The organism is Streptomyces sp. NPDC057900 (assembly GCF_042887885.1).
GTDB lineage: Bacteria > Actinomycetota > Actinomycetes > Streptomycetales > Streptomycetaceae > Streptomyces.
In genome coordinates, this window is the sequence record NZ_JBHVOI010000010.1 from 140,631 (window position 1) to 160,615 (window position 19,985).

The 19,985-nt window shown below is 71.7% G+C and carries 17 protein-coding genes; 6 read left to right on the plus strand and 11 right to left on the minus strand.

Annotated elements, in window-relative coordinates; translation table 11 throughout:
- Positions 1 to 185: 185 nt before the first annotated feature.
- Complete coding sequence (locus ACFVQ0_RS29115; protein ID WP_390092162.1) at positions 186 to 1,259, plus strand: nitrous oxide reductase family maturation protein NosD; 1,074 nt, start codon at positions 186 to 188, stop codon at positions 1,257 to 1,259.
- A gap of 35 nt (positions 1,260 to 1,294) precedes the next feature.
- Positions 1,295 to 2,368 (plus strand): methyltransferase, encoded by a 1,074-nt coding sequence (locus ACFVQ0_RS29120; RefSeq protein WP_390092163.1) that lies wholly within the window; start codon positions 1,295 to 1,297, stop codon positions 2,366 to 2,368.
- Between the two features lie 73 nt (positions 2,369 to 2,441).
- On the opposite strand, the gene ACFVQ0_RS29125 is transcribed toward ACFVQ0_RS29120, so the two are convergent.
- The 7 genes from ACFVQ0_RS29125 to ACFVQ0_RS29155 form a co-directional block, all read right to left on the minus strand.
- Positions 2,442 to 2,774, minus strand: coding sequence for a TcmI family type II polyketide cyclase (locus tag ACFVQ0_RS29125; protein ID WP_073738915.1), 333 nt, complete (start codon positions 2,772 to 2,774; stop codon positions 2,442 to 2,444).
- A gap of 75 nt (positions 2,775 to 2,849) precedes the next feature.
- Complete coding sequence (locus ACFVQ0_RS29130; RefSeq protein ID WP_390092164.1) at positions 2,850 to 3,329, minus strand: SRPBCC family protein; 480 nt, start codon at positions 3,327 to 3,329, stop codon at positions 2,850 to 2,852.
- Between the two features lies 1 nt (position 3,330).
- Positions 3,331 to 3,588, minus strand: coding sequence for an acyl carrier protein (locus ACFVQ0_RS29135; RefSeq protein WP_311307478.1), 258 nt, complete (start codon positions 3,586 to 3,588; stop codon positions 3,331 to 3,333).
- A gap of 40 nt (positions 3,589 to 3,628) precedes the next feature.
- Positions 3,629 to 4,876 (minus strand): beta-ketoacyl synthase N-terminal-like domain-containing protein, encoded by a 1,248-nt coding sequence (locus ACFVQ0_RS29140; protein ID WP_390092165.1) that lies wholly within the window; start codon positions 4,874 to 4,876, stop codon positions 3,629 to 3,631.
- The gene (locus tag ACFVQ0_RS29145) at positions 4,873 to 6,141 is read right to left on the minus strand and encodes a beta-ketoacyl-[acyl-carrier-protein] synthase family protein (protein ID WP_390092166.1); all 1,269 of its coding nucleotides are present in this window, start codon (positions 6,139 to 6,141) and stop codon (positions 4,873 to 4,875) included. The genes ACFVQ0_RS29140 and ACFVQ0_RS29145 overlap by 4 nt, the downstream gene beginning before the upstream one ends.
- Complete coding sequence (locus tag ACFVQ0_RS29150; protein WP_390092167.1) at positions 6,138 to 6,572, minus strand: cupin domain-containing protein; 435 nt, start codon at positions 6,570 to 6,572, stop codon at positions 6,138 to 6,140. The genes ACFVQ0_RS29145 and ACFVQ0_RS29150 overlap by 4 nt, the downstream gene beginning before the upstream one ends.
- 76 nt (positions 6,573 to 6,648) lie before the next feature.
- Entirely contained in the window at positions 6,649 to 7,770 is a 1,122-nt protein-coding gene (locus ACFVQ0_RS29155) for a TcmI family type II polyketide cyclase (protein ID WP_390092168.1), read from the minus strand.
- A gap of 276 nt (positions 7,771 to 8,046) precedes the next feature.
- On the opposite strand from ACFVQ0_RS29155, the gene ACFVQ0_RS29160 reads away from it, so the two are divergent.
- On the plus strand, positions 8,047 to 9,681 hold the full coding sequence (locus tag ACFVQ0_RS29160; RefSeq protein WP_390092169.1) for an FAD-dependent oxidoreductase: 1,635 nt from the start codon (positions 8,047 to 8,049) through the stop codon (positions 9,679 to 9,681).
- A 17-nt stretch (positions 9,682 to 9,698) separates the two neighbouring features.
- Here ACFVQ0_RS29160 and ACFVQ0_RS29165 read toward each other — a convergent pair whose 3' ends face one another.
- Positions 9,699 to 11,222, minus strand: coding sequence for an alpha/beta fold hydrolase (locus tag ACFVQ0_RS29165; protein WP_390092170.1), 1,524 nt, complete (start codon positions 11,220 to 11,222; stop codon positions 9,699 to 9,701).
- A gap of 207 nt (positions 11,223 to 11,429) precedes the next feature.
- Here ACFVQ0_RS29165 and paaK point away from each other — a divergent pair, with 207 nt between their 5' ends.
- Both paaK and ACFVQ0_RS29175 read left to right on the plus strand, forming a co-directional pair.
- Positions 11,430 to 12,725: a phenylacetate--CoA ligase PaaK gene (gene paaK, locus ACFVQ0_RS29170; RefSeq protein WP_390092171.1), complete on the plus strand. Its 1,296-nt coding sequence runs from the start codon at positions 11,430 to 11,432 to the stop codon at positions 12,723 to 12,725.
- 171 nt (positions 12,726 to 12,896) lie between these two features.
- Entirely contained in the window at positions 12,897 to 13,685 is a 789-nt protein-coding gene (locus ACFVQ0_RS29175) for an SAM-dependent methyltransferase (protein ID WP_390092172.1), read from the plus strand.
- Here the strand turns inward: ACFVQ0_RS29175 and ACFVQ0_RS29180 are convergent.
- The 3 genes from ACFVQ0_RS29180 to ACFVQ0_RS29190 all read right to left on the minus strand — a co-directional run bounded on the left by ACFVQ0_RS29180 (position 13,658) and on the right by ACFVQ0_RS29190 (position 17,934).
- A complete protein-coding gene (locus ACFVQ0_RS29180) occupies positions 13,658 to 15,196 on the minus strand; it encodes an acyl-CoA synthetase (protein WP_390092173.1) in 1,539 nt (512 codons plus the stop codon). The genes ACFVQ0_RS29175 and ACFVQ0_RS29180 overlap by 28 nt on opposite strands.
- 90 nt (positions 15,197 to 15,286) lie before the next feature.
- Positions 15,287 to 16,828, minus strand: coding sequence for an acyl-CoA synthetase (locus ACFVQ0_RS29185; protein WP_390092174.1), 1,542 nt, complete (start codon positions 16,826 to 16,828; stop codon positions 15,287 to 15,289).
- The gene (locus ACFVQ0_RS29190) at positions 16,825 to 17,934 is read right to left on the minus strand and encodes an NAD(P)H-dependent flavin oxidoreductase (RefSeq protein WP_390092175.1); all 1,110 of its coding nucleotides are present in this window, start codon (positions 17,932 to 17,934) and stop codon (positions 16,825 to 16,827) included. Before ACFVQ0_RS29190 ends, ACFVQ0_RS29185 begins: the two co-directional genes overlap by 4 nt.
- Positions 17,935 to 18,115: 181 nt before the next feature.
- On the opposite strand from ACFVQ0_RS29190, the gene ACFVQ0_RS29195 reads away from it, so the two are divergent.
- The gene (locus ACFVQ0_RS29195; protein WP_390092176.1) at positions 18,116 to 19,966 is read left to right on the plus strand and encodes a serine hydrolase; all 1,851 of its coding nucleotides are present in this window, start codon (positions 18,116 to 18,118) and stop codon (positions 19,964 to 19,966) included.
- Positions 19,967 to 19,985: the final 19 nt, after the last annotated feature.

Below are 19,985 nucleotides of genomic sequence, written 5' to 3' on the forward strand. Positions count from 1 at the left end.
GAGAAGCCCGCCCGGCCGACGGACGGGACGGGCGTGGCGGTCGGCGCCGTTGTCACCCGAGTGCGCGGCCCCGCGTCCGTCGCGGACGGGGGCCGCGGGGCACGGCGTAAGCCATTCGGGCACGTCCGGTACCCAACCGCTCACCCTGCGTGGCATCGGGGGGTGATCGCCCATAGCTTCGGCTCATGAGGAAACGACACTTCACATCCCTCGTGAGCATCGCGGCCGTCTCGGCCGCCGGACTGGGCACGGCCGTTCCGTCCGCCTCGGCCGCTGCCGCCGGCGACCGCGTGGTGTATCCGGGCCAGTCGATCCAGGCAGCCGTGGACGCCGCACGGACCGGTGACACCATCGTCGTCCGGCCCGGCACCTACCGCGAGAGCGTGCTCATCAGCACGCCGGGCCTGACCCTGCGCGGCTCCGGGGACCGTACGGTCATCGTGCCGGACACCGGCCGCGCGCAGCCGGACAACGCCTGCGCGAAGGCCGGCAACGGCGTCTGCGTCCTGGGCACGGCCGAGCACACCGTGGACCACGTGTCCGTCCGGTCCCTCGCGGTCACCGGGTTCGCCAAGAACGGCGTCTGGGCCTCCTGGACGGACGGGCTGGAGGTCCGGGACGTGACCGCCGGCTCCAACGGCACCTGGGGCATCGCCCAGCAGCGCTCCACCCGCTCCGACATCCGCGACAACACCGCCCGCGCCAACGGCGACGCGGGCATCTTCGTCGCCAACAGCGTGGACGAGGAGGGCGGCGCCACGGACACCCTCGGCACCCGGGTCCGGGGCAACACGCTGACCGACAACCGGATCGGGTTCACCGCGCGCCGCGTGCGGAACCTGCTCGTCGACGACAACACCCTCACCGCCAACTGCACCGGCGTGTTCGTCGTGGGCGACGAGGGAACGCCGAAGGCCGGCGCCATGACCATCCGGTCCAACCGGATCACTGGGAACAACAAGTTCTGCGATGCCACCGACCGGCTGCCCGCCCTCCAGGGCTCCGGCATCGTCCTCACCGGCACCGAGACCACCCAGGTGCGCTCCAACGTGATCCGGGACAACGTGGGCGCCACCCCGCTCTCGGGCGGCGTCGTGCTGTTCAAGAGCTTCGTCGGAGCGAAGAACACCGACAACACGATCACCGGCAACGTGGTCACGGGCAACCGGCCCGCCGACCTGGCCAACGAGGACACCGGCACGGGCAACGACTTCACCGGCAACGTCTGCACGACGTCCGCACCGGCCGGAATGTGCTGACCGGTGCGCCCCCGTACGAGGAGAAGCGAGAGCGCATGACCACCGTGAGTACCACCCCCACCCCCGCCACCGCTCCCGGCCCGCCGGCCGCGGCGGCAGCACCGCAGCCGGCGATGCGGCTGCGCGAGATCGTGTTCGGCGCCGCCTGCGCCGCCGCCGTGCGCGCCGCGTGCCGGCTCGGTGTCGCGGACGCGCTGGGCGAGACACCCGCCACCGCGGCCGAGCTGGCCGCGGCGGTGAAGACCGAACCGGTACCGATGGAGCGGCTACTGCGCGCCCTGTCCTGCTACGGCGTCTTCACCGAGACCCCGGACGGCGCGTTCGCCCACACCGAGATGTCGCGGCTGCTGCGCGAGGACGACCCGCACAGCCTCCGGTACATCTCGCTCTGGTGCACCGAGCCCTGGACCTGGGACGTCTGGCCCCGGCTGGACGACGCGGTGCGCTCCGGCCGCAATGTCTTCGAGGACGTGCACGGCAAGGAGTTCTTCGACTACCTCCACCAGAACGCGCACGAGTCGGCCCAGGTCTTCAACCGGGCCATGACCACGTCCAGCGTGCAGTCCGCGCTGGACGTCGCCGAGCTCCTCGACCTCACCGGGGTGTCCGTGGTCGCCGACATCGGCGGCGGTCAGGGGCACGTCCTGGCGAGCCTGCTGGAGAAGCACCCCTCGGTGAGCGGCACCCTGATGGACCTGCCGGGTGTGGTGGCACGGGCCGACGAGCGGCTGCGGGACGGCGGCCCGCTCGCCGGGCGGGCCGCCATCGTGGCCGGGGACTGCCGTGAGGGCATCCCGGTGGCGGCCGATCTCTACATCATCAAGAACATCCTGGAGTGGGACGACGACAGCACCCGCCGGGCGCTGCGCAGCGTCGTCGCGGCCGCCCGTCCGGGGGCCCGCGTCGTCGTCATCGAGAACCTCGTCGACGACACCCCCTCGATGCGGTTCACCACCGCCATGGACCTGCTGCTCCTGCTGAACGTCGGCGGCGCCAAGCACACCCGGCAGAGTCTGGTGGACCGGCTGTCGGAGGCCGGGCTGCTCATCGGCGAGGTCCGGCAGGTCAACCCCTACCTCCACGCGTTCGAATGCGTGGTCCCGGACTGACCCGTCCGCTCCGGACGGCACGCGGATCGCCCCGGGCCCGGCCGATTGGCCGGGCCCGGGGCGATCGTCGTCGTCAGGCGGAGGCGTCGCGCTCCCAGCGGTAGAACTCCTGGGCCATCGCGTCCTTGGGACCCCGCCAGGTCTGCGGGTCGTACGGGCTGATGAAGGCGGTCAGCCGGTCACTCAGTCCCCTGAACTCCGGGTGCTCTGTCACCTTCGCGATCTCCGGGCCGGGCGGCCGCTCGGACTCGATCATGTGCAGGTAGACGTCGCCGAACTGGAAGAGCTTGCGCCGGGTGACGCCGACCAGATGCGGCAGCTCGCTGCTGTCGGAGGCGGCGAACAGTTCCGCGATGTCCGGCGCCGACTCCGGTGCCATCCGGGCGACGATCAGTGCGTGGTGCATCGGGTGGTGCCTTTCTGATACCCGGCCCGGTACCCGGCACGGGGCCGGGTGGCCGGACCGTCGGCGGACGGGACGTCAGCCGGCCGTGACGGACGCCGAACGGCGCTCACGGTCGCGCTGCTCGATCTTGTCCCGGATGAGCTCCATCTGGACGCGCGAGTTGCGGTTGATGTTGTCGGTCATCCAGGCGTCGTCGACCGGGGCGTCCGGGCGCATCGCGAAGTCCTGCGCCCAGTGCATGCGCGTACCGCCGGGGACCTCCGAGTACTCCCAGTGGATGTCCATGTGCTGGAACGGGCCGGGCTCGACGCGACGGGCGCGGACCTTGCGGGCGCGGCGGTCGGTGGTGCGCTCGGAGACCCAGCTCCACACCTTGTCGTTGTCGTCGGGGTGCATGGTCAGGCGGAACGTGGTCCGCTCGCCGTCGCGTTCGATGATCTCGACCGCGGCGTACTCGCTGAACAGGTCGGGCCAGTTCGCGAGGTCGTTCGTCATGTCCCAGACGAGGTCCAGGGGGGCGGCGATGATGATCTCGTTCTCGGTGTGTCCGGACACGTCAGGCTCCTGTCATGAGGCTGTTGTTGACGAGGTCGAGGAACTCACGGGGCGTCTTGCACCGGTCGGCGTCGGCCGGCAGCGGCTGTCCGTGCCGGTTCTCCAGCACGCCGACGATGCCGAGGAGGCCCAGGGAGTCGAGGCCGAACTCGTCGAAGGCGGTGCCGGAGCGGTTCTCCATCTCCCGGGGGTCGACGGTCAGTCCGGCTCCCTTCTTCATGAGGGCGGCGAGTTCGTCGTAGGTCAGTCGGTCGGTCATGAGGGGCTTCTTCCTTCTCGCGGGGATTTTCGGCGGGCTCTCACGCGCCGTGGACGGGGCGCCGCAGCACCATCGCCGCGTTGGAGCCCATGAGGCCGCGGCTGAGCACGAGCGCGGTCCGCAGTTCGGCGGCTCGGGCCCGTCCGGTGACGACGTCGAGGTCGTGGCAGACCTCGAACACGTTCGGCGTCGGCGGGATCAGACCGTTCTCCATGGCGAGCACGGCGGCCGCCGCGTCGAGGACGGGGCCACCGCAGTACGCCCGCCCGATGCCGGTCTTGGGCGCCGTCACCGGAACCCGCCCGCCGTGCGCACCGAGCGCGTCGGCCAGCGCCAGCGCCTCCGCACGGTCGGCGGCGGGTACGCCGAGGGCGTCCGCGAAGACCACGTCGATCTCCTCGGGCGCGCACCCGGCCTCCCGCAGCGCGCCCTCGATGGCGTGGGCGAGCCCCTCGCGGGACTCCTCCCAGCGCATCGCGGTGGTGAAGGTGGCCGCGTGACCGGCGATCTCGGCCCTGACCCGGGCGCCGCGCTCCCGGGCCACGTCCTCCTCCTCGACCACGAACATCGCGCCGCCCTCCGCGGGCACGAATCCGCAGGCGTCCGAGGTGAACGGGCGGTAGGCCCGCGTCGGGTCCTCGGCGGTGCTCAGGTCGCGGTATCCGAGCTGGCAGACGACGGAGTACGGCGCGAGCGGGGCCTCCGCCGCGCCGACGACCACCGCGTCGGTGCCGCGCCGGACGGACCGGGCCGCGTGGGCCAGGGCGTCCAGGCCGCCGGCCTCGTCACTGGCCACCACCGCGCAGGGGCCCTTGAAGCCGCCCCGGATGGAGATCTGGCCGGTGCTCGCGGCGTAGAACCAGGCGATCGACTGGTAGGGACCGACGTACTTGGATCCCTGGCCCCACAGCCGTTGCAGCTCGCGCTGGCCGAACTCGCCGCCGCCGGACCCGGCGGCGGTGACCACGCCCACGCTGAACGGTTTGTCCTCGTAGTCGGCGCGGCCCAGCCGGGCGTCGTCCAGGGCCATGTCCGCCGCGGCCATCGCGAAGTGCGTGAACCGGTCGGTCTGGACGAGGTAGCGCTCCTCGATCAGGCTGACCGGGTCGAAGCCCCTGACCTCGCCGGCCACATGCAGCGGGAGCTCCTCGCACCCTTCGCGGCTGACCCGGTCCAGGACGCTCATGCCTTCCTGCGTCCGCTTCCAGAAGGTCTCGGTGGACGTGCCGTTGGGGGCGACGACGCCGATGCCGGTGATGACGGTCTGCCGGGCCTTGTCGGTGCTCATGGTGTCCTCCCACCGGTTCTGGTCAGGGCGACAGCGGACTGGAAGCCACCGAAGCCGCTGCCGACGGAGAGAACACTGCGCAGCTTCAGGGGGCGTGCGGTGCGCGGCACGTAGTCGAGGTCGCACTCGGGGTCCGGAGACTCGTAGTTCGCCGTCGGCGGGACCGTCTGGTGCACCAGCGCGAGCACGCAGGCCGCGATCTCTATCGCCCCGATCGCGCCGAGCGAGTGGCCGACCATCGACTTGATGGAGCTCATCGGTACGTCGTGGGCGTGCGCGCCGAGCGCCCGCTTCACGGCGGCCGTCTCGTGCCGGTCGTTCTGCTTGGTGCCGGAGCCGTGCGCGTTGACGTAGTCGATGTCCGACGCGGCGATCCCGGCGTGGCCGAGCGCCCGGTTGATGGCCTCGGCCATCTCCAGTCCCTCCGGGGTGAGCCCGGTCATGTGGTAGGCGTTGCCGAAGGTCGCGTACCCGGCGATCTCGCAGTACACCGTCGCGCCCCGGGCGCGGGCGTGCTCCAGTTCCTCCAGCACGAGTACGGCCCCGCCCTCGCCCATCACGAAGCCGTCGCGGCGGGAGTCGAAGGGCCGGGAGGCGTGCTCCGCGTCCTCGTTGTTGGCGGAGGTCGCCTTGATCGCGTCGAAGCACGCCACCGTGATCGGGGTGATCGGGGAGTCCGACGCCCCCGCGACGCACACATCGACGCGGCCGTCCTCGATGGAGTGGAAGGCGTAGCCGATCGCGTCGAGACCGGAGGTGCAGCCCGTGGAGACGGTCTGCACCGGGCCGTGTGCCCCGACCTGCTCGGCGACGGCGGAGGCCAGCGAACTCGGGGAGAACGCCCGCTCCAGATGGGGCCCGGCCGGACGGTGGTCGACGTCCCAGCGTGCGCCGCTGCCGCTGACCGCGACGTAGTCGTGCTCCAGCCGGGTGGTTCCGCCGACGGCCGTCCCGAGCGAGACGCCCATCCGCCAGGGATCGATGTGCTCCTGGTCCAGGCCCGCGTCCGCGAGTGCCTCGCGGGCGGCCACCATCGCGAACTGGACGTACCGGTCGGAGCGGGCGACCTCGTCCGCGTCGAGGCCGTGGGCCGCCGGGTCGAAGTCGCACTCGGCGGCGATCCGGGACCGGAAGCCGGCCGGGTCGAAGAGCGTGATGCCGCGCGTCGCGGTGCGGCCGTTGGCGAGGAGGTCCCAGAACGCCGGTGCGCCGATCCCGCCCGGAGCGACGACCCCGACCCCGGTGACCGCCACCCGCCGGGTCATGAAGCGGCCTCAGTTCGTTCTGGCGGCGCGCCCTGCTCGGGGGCCTCTGTCTGCTCGGTGTCGACGTGCCCGAGCTCCGGGCGGGGTGCGAGGGGGCCGAGGTGGAAGACCATGCGGACCTCGGTGTCACCGACGTTGCGGAAGCGGTGGCGTACGTTCAGCGGGATCAGCAGCCCCTGGTCGGGCCGCATCGCGTACGGCTCACCGTCCAGGTCGACCTCCAGGAGCCCGTTCACCACGTACACGAACTCCTCCGAGTACGGGTGGTAGTGCTCTGCGATGCGGTCGCCGGGCTGGATGATGGCCAGCCCCATGAAGCCGCTGGTCGCGCCTACGGCCGTCGGAGTGAGCACGGCGCGCAGGTCTCCTCCGCGCCTGGTGTTGGGCTGGGTCTCACTGAGGTCCACGATGCGTGGCCGGTGCGTGGTCATGAGTGTCTTCCTCCTGGCGCGTTGCGCGTTGTGTCGACGGGTCGAGCGAGAACCCCCCGCTCTGCTGGTACGCGGATCAGGACTCCGCGGCCCGCCGGTCGGTGATCAGGTGCATCCCGGCGCGGCCGAGGAAGCGCGTGGCGTCCTGGTCGCCGGTGGGCACGGGGTTCGCCTCCCCGTCGAGGAGACGGGCGAGCCTGGCCGCCTTGCCGGGGCCGTGGATGCCCAGCGACCGGTCGGGCTGGGCGTCGAGCGGGCCGTCCACTTCCAGGAGCCGGACGACGACGTCGTCGCGCTGGAAGATGGTGCTGCTGTCGATGGGGCTGCCGGTGTCGTCGGCCTCCTCCTCGTCGTGCTCGGCCAGGAGGCGGGCCAGGGCCATGCCGCAGCCCTCCTTGGCCTGGTAGAACAGCGCGTGGCGCTTGAGGTCCCGGTCGGGGTGGCGGCCCGTCGTCACGTGGTGGACGGTGGGCAGCGCCGCCCGGGTGAAGAACATCCGGGCGGAGTCGGGGTCGGCCAGGTCGCGGTCCTGCTCCAGGTACGGGTTGAGCGCTTCCTCGACGGCCCGGATCTCCGGCTGCCGGGAGACGTGGCGCAGGGCCGCGAGGAGGTCGCCCTCCACCTCGACCGCGCGCACGACGCGGTTGCCGTGCATGAAGAGCGAGGTGCGGCGCAGCCGGGTGTGCTCGTCGACCCGTGCCTTTGGGGGGTCGTAGTCGGCGAGGATCTTGGCGACCCGCTCCTCCGTGCCCGGCTTCACGGTGAAGGTGAGCGCGTGGCGCACGATCCCGTCCCCGAGGCGGGGCGCGGCCTGCAGGCCGCCCTTGGCGGGCTCGAAGCTCTCCTCGAAGGCTGCGCCGGTCTCGCGCAGGACGCTGAAGCGCAGCGAGCGGGTGTCGCGCACGCAGCTGTGCAGGGGCTGGACCGTGGCGACGTGGTCCTCGCTGTTGACCCAGGCCAGGAAGGGCGGGGCGCTCTCCCACTCGCTGGTGATGAGCCACTGGGAGGGGTTCTCGATGGACTGGCACAGCTGGTCGCTGATGTGGCCGGGGATGGAGGCCACCTGGTTGCGCATGTGCTCGTAGGCCTCCAGGAACTGCTTCTGGGCGCCGTCGTGCAGGTCAAGCAGCAGGATGACCCGCAGCCTTGATCCGTCGAAGGCGGACTGGGAGGTCCGTTCCGAGAGGGTGGTGGTCATCTTTCGAACTCCTTCGAGACGGTGGGGCGGCCCGGCCCGCCGGTTCGCTGGGTAACCGGTGGCTGTCGAGTGGAATCGGAGCGGGGAGTCTCCCGGCAGCTGCGCACGGTCCGCCCCGGACCGCGGGCGTCGTCTCCGTCACCGATCGTGAAACGCTGGTCCGGCTGACGCGAGATTTATGAACCGTTCAGGTGAGCGGGCGTCCGAACCGCTCCGACAGGGCTCCGGCAGGGGCATGAACACTGCATCTGTACGGTGTCCGAGCTGGAGCAACTCATGAACGAGAACGTCGACCTCCATGTACCGGTCCTCATCGTGGGCGGCTCCCTGGTGGGCCTGTCCGCGTCCCTCTTCCTCGGCCGGCTCGGCGTCGAGCATCTGCTGGTCGAGAAGCACGCGGCCACCTCGACGCATCCGCGTGGCCGCGGCAACAACGTCCGCACGATGGAGGTCTTCCGCCGGGCGGGGGTGGAGGAGCGCATCCGGGCGGCCGCGTCGGTGCTGGCGGAGAACCACGGCATCCTCCAGGCCGGTTCGCTGACCGGTGACGACCAGGAGTGGCTGTTCAAGGAAATCGACCCGGGTGGCGCACTCGCCCGGTTCAGCCCGACGGGCTGGTGCCTGTGCAGCCAGAACGACCTGGAGCCCGTGCTGCTGGACCGGGCCCGGGAGCAGGGCGGTGACCTGCGGTTCTCCACCGAACTGCTGTCGTTCGACCCGGACGGCTCAGGTGTCGGGGCGGTCCTGAAGAACCGGGAGACCGGCGAGCACACCACCGTTCGGGCGGACTATCTCATCGCCGCCGACGGCCCGCGCAGTCCGGTCCGCGAGCAGCTGCGCATCGGCCGTTCGGGTGCCGGGGACCTGTTCCACAACGTGAGTATCACCTTCCGTTCCCGCCGGCTCGCCGATGTGCTCGGTGACCGGCGCTTCATCGTCTGCTACCTCACCAACCCGGAGGCGGACGGCGCCCTGCTGCCGGTCGACAACGAGGAGCAGTGGGTGTTCCACGCGCCGTGGCAGCCCGACCGGGGCGAGACGCTGGAGGACTTCACGGACGAGCGGTGCGCCGAGCACATCCGCAAGGCGGTCGGTGCCCCGGACATCGATGTGGAGATCACCGGCAAGGCGCCGTGGCACGCGGCGGAGCGGGTGGCGGACCGCTACTCACGGGGCCGGGTGTTCCTGGCCGGTGACTCGGCGCACGAGATGTCGCCCACCGGGGCGTTCGGCTCCAACACCGGCATCCAGGACGCGCACAACCTGGCGTGGAAACTGGCCGCCGTGCTGCGCGGTGAGGCCGGTCCGGGGCTGCTGGACACCTACGGGGCGGAGCGGCTGCCGGTGGCGCGGGCGACGAGCGAGCGGGCCTCCGCGCGGTCCGGCGAGCACAGCCACCCGGGGTACGCGCCGCCGCCCACGGTGGGCGGCGGCAAGCGCGGGGGCATGCTCAACGTGGCGCTGGGCTACCGCTATGTGGAGGGTGCGGTGCTGGGCGTCGCCCCGGATCAGCCGGTCGTGCCGCAGGGAATGCAGCTGACGGGTGAACCGGGCAGCCGCGCACCGCACCTGTGGGTCCGGCGGGCCGGTGAGCGGATCTCCACCCTGGACCTGTACGAGCGCTCCTTCGTGCTGCTCACCGATGGCGCGGACGTGGCGTGGCGGCGGGCGGCGGCCCGGGTCGGTGACCAGCTGTCGGTGCGGCTGGACGCGTTCGGCATCGGCACCGGTCCCGGCGGCGATCTGGAGCCGGAGGCCGGTGCCGACTGGGCCGAGGCGCACGGGACGAGCACCGAGGGCGCGGTGCTGGTCCGCCCCGACGGGTTCGTCGCCTGGCGTTCACCGGCGGGCGTCGCGGACGCGGAGGCGACGCTGCGCGACGTCATGGTGTCGCTGCTGCGCCGGGGCTGACCCGCCGGGCGGCCGACTCAGGCCACGCCGAACGACCGGAGCGCCGCGAGGAATTCCTCCGGTCGTTCGGTGTGGACGAGGTGGCCGGCGTCGATGGTGACGAGCCGGCCGCCGGGGATCCGCCGGGCCATCCGGGCGAGGTCCTCCTGGTCGATCTGGCTGCGTGGCCCGCCGCCGATGACCAGGGTGGGTACGGTGATCTCACCGAGGCGTTCCCCGATCGCCGGATCGGGCTGATTGAGCTGGGCGTTGATGGACGGCACCACGGGCCAGTCGAAGCCGAGCTCCCCTTCGGGGCGTTCGGCGGGCCCGCGGGGCGGGTCCAGCGGAAAGGGCGGCGGGGCCTCCTCCAGGACGAGCCGGCCGATGAGTCCGGGCTGCCGCGCTGCCAGCAGATAGGCCGCCGCGCCGCCCATGGAGTGCCCGACGACGGTGGCGCCGGCGAGGTTGCGGGCCTCCAGGAACGCGTGCAGGTCGTCGCGGAACAGCTCGAAGGAGTAGCGGCCGGGCCAGTCGCTGAGGCCGTGACCGCGGAAGTCGATGGCGTACACCCGGTTCCGGGCGGCCAGTTGTCCGGCGATGCGGGTCCAGGTGCGGCTGTCGTCGCAGCGTCCGTGGACCAGCACCACCGGCGGTGCCGACGGGTCTCCCCACACCCGGTAGGCGAGCCGGGTCCCGCCTGCCTGCACACTGTGCACCTCGGGGTCCAGGAAGGCGGCGGCGGTGCGGACGAAGGCCCCGGGGTCGTCCAGCCACGGGAAGTGCGCGGCACCACGCTGTACCGCGAACTCGGCTTCCGGGAAGAGCGCGGCCAGTTCGGCGGCACGGTCGGGGGTCGTCACGCCGTCGTACTCCCCGGCGAGGACGAGCACCGGGGACGTCAGCTCGTGGAGTGCGGCCACCGTCGCGGCCGGGTCGAAGGCCCCGGGCGCGTAATAGCCCTGTGCGGCAACGGCGTTGATCTGTGCGGCGGAAGAGGCGGCGTGGGCCCGCGCGGCAGCGTCCCAGCGGCCGTAGAGGAACGGCCGGGAGGCGGCGCGCAGTTCGTCGTCCAGGCGTCCGGCCCAGATCTCTTCCAGGGCCGGGAGCGCTTCCTCGTACCACGGTTCCGATCTCCGCAGCGCGGCGGCCTCGCGGGCCTCGCGCTCGGCGAATCCGATTCCGGCGGCCCGCGTCGTGGGGGCGACGAGGAGCAGGCGGCGCAGCGCCCCCGGGTATCGCGCGGCGTAGAGCACGGCGAGGTCCGCCGCCGCCGAGTGGGCGAGCAGGTCGATGTGTTCCAGCCCGAGGTGTTCACGCAGTGCCTCGACGTCGTCGACCAGCCGGTCGCAGCGGTAGGTGGCGGTGTCGTCCGGTACGGCGGAGTCCCCGGTGCCGCGCAGATCGAGCAGCACCAGTTGCCGGTGGCCGTCGAGTCCGCCCAGGCGTCCGAGATAGGCACTGGCCCGCATGGCCCCGCCCGGCAGGCAGATCAGGGGCGCGCCCTGTCCTTCGAGGTGGTACGCGAGCTCGGTTCCGTCGTACGTGTGGAAAGTCGGCATGGAAACCATCCAAACAGGGCCGACCGGGTGATGCGGCTCTGTTCGGTACGAGCGTATCCGCGAGGGCGGGCCGCGTCGGGGGCGCCTCCGCGACATGCGTGCGGTCCCACCTCTTGCCAGCGGGCGGAAGATCCTGAATTACTGCTCCCGGGAGGAGCGACCGAATGATCGGTCGTCTGCACGATGCGCACGGAAGAGGAGATCCGCATGACGGCTCTGCTGGACGCGGCGGAACGGATGGACCGCGAGGAGCTGCGGGCGCTCCAGCTCGAACGACTGCGGGCGACACTGCGGCACGCGTACACCCACGTCGGCCACTACCGGGCCGCGTTCGACCGGGCGGGGCTGCACCCCGACGACTGCCGCTCGCTCGGTGATCTGGCCCGGTTCCCGTTCACCACCAAGGCGGATCTGCGGGACAACTATCCGTTCGGGATGTTCGCGGTGCCCGAGGAGCGGGTGCGCCGGATCCACGCCTCCAGCGGCACGACCGGCCGCCCGACCGTCGTCGGCTACACCCAGGGGGATCTGGACACCTGGGCCGACGTGGTCGCCCGCTCGATCCGGGCGGCGGGCGGCCGCCCCGGGCAGAAGGTCCATGTCGCCTACGGCTACGGCCTGTTCACCGGCGGGCTCGGCGCGCACTACGGCGCGGAGCGGCTCGGCTGCACGGTGATTCCCGCGTCCGGCGGCATGACGGCCCGGCAGGTGCAGCTGATCCAGGACTTCCGGCCCGAGATCATCATGGTGACGCCGTCGTACATGCTGACGCTCCTGGACGAGTTCGAGCGCCAGGGCGTCGATCCGCGGGCAACCTCCCTGAAGGTGGGGATCTTCGGGGCGGAGCCGTGGACGCAGGAGATGCGGCGCGAGATCGAGGAGCGGTTCGCGATCGACGCCGTCGACATCTACGGGCTGTCGGAGGTGATGGGGCCGGGCGTCGCCCAGGAGTGCGTGGAGACGAAGGACGGGCTGCACATCTGGGAGGACCACTTCTATCCGGAGGTGGTCGACCCGTTCACCGGCGAGGTGCTGCCCGAGGGGGCGGAGGGCGAGCTGGTGTTCACCTCGCTCACCAAGGAGGCCATGCCGGTGATCCGTTACCGGACGCGGGACCTGACCCGGCTGCTGCCCGGGACGGCGCGGGTCTTCCGGCGCATGGAGAAGGTCACCGGGCGCAGCGACGACCTGGTGATCCTGCGCGGGGTGAACCTCTTCCCGACGCAGATCGAGGAGATCGTGCTCCGTACCCCGGCCGTCTCGCCGCACTTCCAGCTGCGGCTGACCCGCGAGGGGCGGCTGGACGTGCTGACGGTACGGGCGGAGGCCAGGGCCGGGGCGACGCCCGAGCAGCGCGCGGCCGCCGCCGTGTCGGTCGCGGCGGCCGTCAAGGACGGGATCGGGGTCTCGGTGGGGGTGGAGATCCTCGATCCGGAGACGCTGGAGAGGTCGGTCGGCAAGTTCAGGAGGATCGTGGACGAGCGCGACCGGCCGGGCAGTTGACGTTGTCCGGCCGCCATTTCGGCTGAACTCACCACGTTGTCCGCCATGTTGCTGTGACAGGATACGGCGGTGCGGTGAGGGGCCGCTGCGTGGCCGCGCACTGTCCCTCGCCCGTCCCGCCAGTTCCGCGCAGGCCTACCGGCCGCGCGCCCGAACACTCCGGAGCTCTCCATGACGTCTGGCACGGCCGGCTCTCCCATCGACACCAGCAGGCCGCACCCGGCGCGTGTCTACGACTATCTGCTGGGCGGCAAGGACAACTACCCCGTGGACCAGGCACTCGGGGAGCAGATGCCGGCCGTGGCGAAGGCCGCCGTCGCGCAGAACCGCGCCTTCATGCACCGGGCGGTGGCGTGGGCCGCGCACGCGGGCGTCGACCAGTTCCTCGACATCGGCACGGGTATTCCGACCCGGCCGAACCTCCATCAGGTGGCGCAGGAGATCGACCCGGCGGCCAGGGTCGTCTACACGGACAACGATCCGATCGTTCTGCGCCACGCGGAGGCGCTGCTCGTCAGTACCCCCGAGGGCGCCACCCACTACCTCGACGCCGATGTGCGTGAGCCGGAAAAGATCCTGGACCACGCCCGGGGGCTGCTGGACTTCGGCCGGCCCGTCGCGCTGTCCCTGGTCGCCCTCATGCACTTCGTTCCCGACGAGGAGGATCCCTACGGCATCACCCGCACCCTCCTGGACGCGCTGCCTTCCGGCAGCTGCCTGGTGCTCTCGCACTTCACCAAGGACTTCCTCTCCGCCGAGCAGGACAAGACCGACGAGTACAGGTCGAGCGGCATCAGCCTGCGGCCGCGCACGCGCGCGGAGGTCGCCCGGTTCTTCGACGGACTCGACCTCGTCGAGCCCGGTCTGACCACGGCTCCCCGGTGGCATCAGGACACCCCGCAACAGGAGAGCACCGGGGCGGCCGAAAGCTTCTACGCCGGGGTCGCCCGCGTGGTCTGAGCTCCACGGGCTGTCCCGAAGCGGTCGCGCAGTTCGCGCTTGAGGATCTTGCCGCTGGCGTTGCGCGGCAGTCCGTCCACGAAAAGGATCCTCTTGGGGGCCTTGAAGTGGGCGAGCCGCTCACGGGCGTGGCCGATCAGTTCGGCCTCCGTCGCCTCGCCCCGCAGCACGACGACGGCGGTCACGGCCTCGATCCAGCGTTCGTCGGGCAGTCCGACGACGGCCGCCTCCGCGACCGCCGGGTGGGTGTAGAGGGCGTCCTCGACCTGGCGGGAGGCGACGAGGACGCCGCCGGAGTTGATGACGTCCTTCACCCGGTCGACGATGGTGAAGTAGCCCTCCGCATCGCGTACGGCGAGGTCACCGGAGTGGAACCAGCCCTCGCGGAACGCCTCCGCGCTCTCCTGCGGCTTGTCCCAGTAGCCGCCGCACAGCTGCGGTGAGCGGAACACCACTTCGCCGGCCGTGCCGTCGGGGACGTCCGCGCCGTCCTCGTCGACCACCTTGGCCTCGACGAAGAGGACGGGGCGGCCGCAGGAGTCCATCCGGCCCTCGTGCTCGTCGGGTCCGAGGACGGTGGCGAGCGGGCCGATCTCGCTCTGCCCGAAGCAGTTGTAGAAGGCCAGTCGGGGCAGCCGGTCGCGGAGCCGTTCCAGTACCGGTACGGGCATGATCGACGCGCCGTAGTACGCCTTGCGCAGCCCGCCGAGATCGCGCCGCTCGAACTCCGGGTGGTTGGCGAGGCCGATCCAGACGGTGGGCGGGGCGAAGACGCTGTCGGCCTGTCCGGACTCGACGAGGTCGAAGATCCGGCCGGCGTCCGGGGCGTCCAGGACCGTGTTCCGCGCCCCGACCGCGAGGTAGGGCAGCAGGAACACGTGCATCTGCGCGGAGTGGTAGAGCGGCAGCGCGTGGACCGGGCGGTCGTCGGCGCGGAGGTCGAGGGCGGTGACGGCGCTGACGTACTCGTGGACGAGGGCGCCGTGCGTCATCATCGCGCCCTTGGGGAGTGCGGTGGTCCCCGAGGTGTACAGCAGCTGGACCAGATCGTCGGCGCCCGGTTCGCGGCCGGGTGTGAAGGCGCGCGGCGTGGCAAGGGCGGCCAGCAGGGAGTCCGGGGCGTCGCGCAGCGCGCGCACGGCGTAGCCGTCCGGGACCCGGCCGGACAGGTCCGGGTCCGTGAGGACCAGGGAGCTGCCGGACTGGCCCAGGATGTACGCCAGGTCCTCGCCCGTGAGGTTCTGGTTGACGGGCACGTGGACGAGTCCGGCGCGGGCGCAGGCGAGGAAGCCGATCAGGTACGCGTCGGAGTTGTGGGCGTAGGAGGCCACCCGGTCCCCCGGGCTCAGCCCGTGGCCGTCCATCAGGACGGCGGCCGCGGTGCTGACGGCCTCCTCCAGCTCCCGGTAGGACCAGGCCCGCTCCGCGTACCGCAGGGCGGTGCGGTCTGGGGTGCGCCGTGCGCTGCGGGTCAGGACGCCGTCGACTGTGCTGCTTCGTACACCTGTCATGGCGTGATCCTGTGCGGGCCGGGCCCGGCGGTCAAGGGTCCGGATACCGCTCGGGGTGTCGAAGACGTCCGGCGCGCCCGGGGGGTCGGGTCAGCTGTGCCCCTCCCAGTACGGCTCGCGCAGACGCCGTTTGTACAGCTTGCCGTTGGGGTCGCGGGGCATCGTCGTGATGAAGCCGAGGGTCTTGGGGCGTTTGTACCCGGCGAGCCGCTCGGCGCAGTGGCCGAGGATCTCGGCGGCGAGCGCGTCACCCTCGGGGTATCCCTCGGCGACTTCGACGACCGCTCTGACCTCTTCGCCCCAGTCGGCGTGCGGAATGCCGAAGACCGCGGCGTCCGCGACGGCGGGATGGGTGAGCAGTTCGCTCTCGATCTCCGCGGGGTAGATGTTGACCCCGCCCGAGATGATCATGTCGATCTTGCGGTCGCGGAGGAACAGGTAGCCGTCCTCGTCGAGGATGCCGAGATCGCCCACCGTGAAGAAGTCCCCGATGCGGTTCTTCCGCGTCTTGCCCTCGTCCTTGTGGTAGCTGAATCCGCCGGTGCTCATCTTCATGTAGACGGTGCCGAGCTCGCCGGGCGCGAGGCGGTTGCCCTCGTCGTCGAAGACCGCGAGTTCGCTGATCGGCCAGGCCCTGCCGACCGTGCCCGGTTTCCGCAGCCAGTCCTCCGCGGTGGCGAACGCGCCGCCGCCCTCGCTGGCCGCGTAGTACTCCTCGACGCAACTGCCCCACCAGTCGATCATGGCCCGTTTGACGTGGTCGGGGCAGGGGGCCGCCCCGTGGATGGCGTGGCGCATCGCCGTGACGTCGTAACCCCGCTTCACCTCTTCGGGCAGCGCGAGGAGACGGTGGAACTGGGTCGGAACCATGTGCGTGTGGGTGCAGCGGTGGGTGTCCATCGCCCGCAGCATCTCCTCGGGCGACCACTTGTCCATCAGGACCAGCGGGTGGCCGATGTGCAGGGCGGCGCCCGCGAACTGGAGCACCGCCGTGTGGTAGAGCGGTGAGCAGACCAGGTGGACGTTGCCGTCGAACGGCTTGATGCCGAAGATGCCGAGGAAGCCGCCGAGATAGGTCTCCTCCGGGAGCTTTCCGGGCAACGGGCGCCGGATGCCGCGCGGCCGTCCCGTGGTGCCGGAGGTGTAGTTCATGACCCAGCCGAGGGTGCGTCCCTCGGGGGGCGATACCGGCCGGTTCTCCAGCAGTTCGGCGTACGGGCGGAAGCCGTCGATCCCGCCGACGCCGTAGCGGTGGCTGGTGGGCAGCTTCGCCTCGTCGGCGGCGGCGGTCGCGGCGTCCGCGAAGCGTTCGTGGGCGATGAGGACCTTGGCGCCCGAGTCGGAGACGATCCAGGCGATCTCGGGCCCCATCAGGTGGTGGTTGACCGGGACGAGGTAGAAACCGGCCTGCGAGGCGGCGAGATAGGCGGTGAGGAACTCGACGCCGTTGGGCAGCACGACGGCGAAGGAGTCGCCCTCCTCCAGCCCCGCGGCGCGCAGTCCGTGGACCATCCGGTTGGCGTCGGCGTGCAGCCGGCCGGCCGGCCACTCCTCGCCGTCGGGTGCGATCAGGATCGTACGGTCGGGGTCTGCGGTGGCCTGGGCCCAGAAGCCGTTGGGCGGCTGGTTCATGAGGTGCTCCGTCCGGCGATGCGGTTGATCCGGTCCACGGCGCGCTCGAACCCCCGGGTCAGGTCGTCGAAGACGGCCTGCACGCCGCGTTCGGTGTTCATCCGGCCGACGATCTGGCCGACCGGGGTGCCCAGCAGGGCGCCCGTCTCGTACTTCTGGATACGGGAGACGGCCTCGGCCACCAGGAGTCCCTGGAGCGGCATGGGCAGCGGGCCGGGTCCCGCCGGGTCGTCCCAGGCGTCGGTCCATTCGGTACGCAGCTGGCGCGCGGGTTTTCCGGTGAGGGCGCGGGAGCGGACGGTGTCGCCGGATCCCGCGGCGAGGAGTTTGGCGGTCAGGGCGCGGGAGTGCATGTCGGCCTCCTCGGTGGTGAGCCAGAGGGAGCCGAGCCAGACGCCCTGGGCGCCCAGGGCGAGCCCGGCGGCGACCTGTTCGCCGCTGCCGATGCCGCCCGCCGCGAGGACGGGGAGCGGGCCCACCGCGTCGACGACGTCGGGAACGAGGACCATGGAGGCGATCTCCCCGGTGTGGCCGCCCGCTTCGTAGCCCTGGGCGACGACGACGTCGATGCCGGCGTCGGCGTGGTGCCTGGCGTGCCGGGCGCTGCCGGCGAGGGCGGCGACGAGCACGTCCTGCTCGTGGGCGCGGGCGATGACGTCGGCGGGCGGCGAGCCCAGTGCGTTGGCGAGCAGCTTGATGGGGTAGCCGAACGCGACGTCGAGCTGGTTGCGGGCGACCTCCTCCATCCAGCCGGTGATGCGCCAGCCGGAGGCCTCGCCCTCGGCGAGTTCGGGGACGCCGTGCTTGGTGAGGGTGTCCTGGACGAACTGCCGGTGCCCGGCCGGGATCATCGCCTCGACATCGGCCTCGCTGACGCCCTCCACCTTCTTCGCGGGCATCACGACGTCGAGGCCGTAGGGCTTGCCGTCGGTGTGTTCCTGCATCCAGTCGAGGTCGCGTGCGAGGTCGTCGGGGGCGGTGTAGCGGACCGCTCCGAGCACACCGAATCCGCCGGCCCGGGTGATCGCCGCGGCCACCGCGGGGAACGGCGTGAAGCCGAAGATGGCGTGCTCGATCCCCAGTTTCTTGCTCAGCTCCGTCTCCATGGGCGGCAGGATGCCGCAGTCGGACAGCCGAAGGAAGAGATTTTCTGATGCAGTGTCAGATTCTTTGTGGCTCCGGAGACCTGTGGGGCGGCGGAGGGTGTGAGTACTCTCTGGTCCGGCAGGAAGTTTCAGGCTCGGAAGAGATTTCGAAAGTTACTTTCACCCAGAGAAGGGGTTCCGGATGGCCGAGGACACGGCGGGCGGGGGCATCAGCCGGCGGAGGCTGGGCGGTGGGATGCTGGCCCTGGGCGGAGCACTCGCCCTGGCGCCGATTCCGTTCGCGGAGCGGGCGGCTGCCACGGAGCGGGAGGCGGGGGCGGCAGAGATGCGGGCAGGAACCGCGGCGGGATCGCCGTCCGGGCAGCACCGGCCGACGCTGCGGCGCGGCTCGGCCGCACGGGCCGGACTGCTCCAGGGGCCGCTGGACCAGCTCGTCACCGAGGCCGAGAGATACCTCGGCGCCTCCCCCGAGCACCCCTGGTACGCGGGCGCGGTACTGCTCGCCGGGCGGGGCGGGACGGTCGCGCTGCACCGGCCCATCGGCAAGGCGGTGCGCTATGCGGCGTACGACGAGAAGACCGACACCGGGGTGGAGTTCCCGGCGGAGCAGCAGATCGCCATGGCCGAGGACACGGTCTTCGACCTGGCGTCGGTGTCGAAGCTCTTCACCTCGATCCTGGCCGTGCAGCAGATCGAACGGGGCACGCTGGAGCTGGAGGCGACGGTCGCCTCCTACCTCCCCGACTTCGCCGGCGGCGGCAAGCAGGACATCACGATCCGTCAGCTGCTCACCCACACCTCGGGCTTCCGCGCCTGGATTCCGCTCTACTCGGCGCCCACCCGGGAGGGGAAGCTGGCGCTGATCTGGAACGAGGTGCCGGCCGGCCCGCCGGGCACGGTGTACCTCTACTCCGACCTCAATCTGATCTCGCTCCAACTGGTGCTGGAGAAGATCACCGGCCGTACGCAGGACGTCCTGCTCCGCGAGCAGATCACCGCTCCGCTCGGGATGCACCGCACCCGTTACAACCCGCCCGCCTCCTGGAAGCCGAAGATCGCCGCGACCGAGGACGAGCGGCCGCCGTGGTCCGGCCTCGACCGGGGACTCGTCTGGGGCGAGGTGCACGACGAGAACGCGTACAGCCTCGACGGCGTCGCCGGTCACGCCGGGGTCTTCTCCTGCGCCTGGGACCTGGCGGTTCTCGCCCGCACGCTCCTCAACGGCGGGGTCTACGGGCGCGCGCGGATCCTCTCCGCCCACTCGGTGGACCTGCTGTTCACCGACTTCAACACGGCGTTCCCCGGCGACGCGCACGGCCTCGGCTTCGAGCTCTACCAGCACTGGTACATGGGGGCGATGGCCACCCCGCGCACCGCGGGCCACACCGGGTTCACCGGCACCAGCCTGGTGCTGGACCCGAGCACCGACTCGTTCCTGATCGTGCTGGGCAACTCGGTCCACCCGGTGCGCGACTGGCGCTCCGGCAGCGCCCCGCGCGTCGCCACCGCCAACCAGATGGCGCGGGCCGTCGCGGTCCCGCCCGCCCGTGGCCGTACGGCCTGGTTCTCCGGCCTGGCCAGTGCGTCCTCCGTCACCCTGGCGCTCCCGCCGCTGGCCCTCACCACTTCGCGCGCCCGGCTGAGCTGCGCCCTGTGGTGGGACACCGAGCCGGACTCCGACTTCCTGTTCCTGGAGGGCTCCTCCGACGCCGGGAAGAGCTGGCAGCCGGTGCCCTTCAGCACCGTTGCGGCGCCGCAGGACGGACGGCCCCGGCCGGAACCCCATCCGGCCGGCTCCGTGTCCGGCTGGTCGGGCCGGGTCTGGCACCGGCTGGACGCGGACCTGTCGGCCTGGCACGGCACCGAGCTGCGGCTGCGGTGGCGGTACGCCACGGACCAGCTGTACGTCGGGCGCGGGGTCTACGTCGACGCGATCCGGGTCGAGGACGGCGGCCGCGCGGTCTTCGACGAGGGCCGGCCCGGCGACGCCCGCCGCATCGAGGCGAACGGCTGGGCCCCCTCGGCGAACTGATCCGGTGCGGCGCGGACCC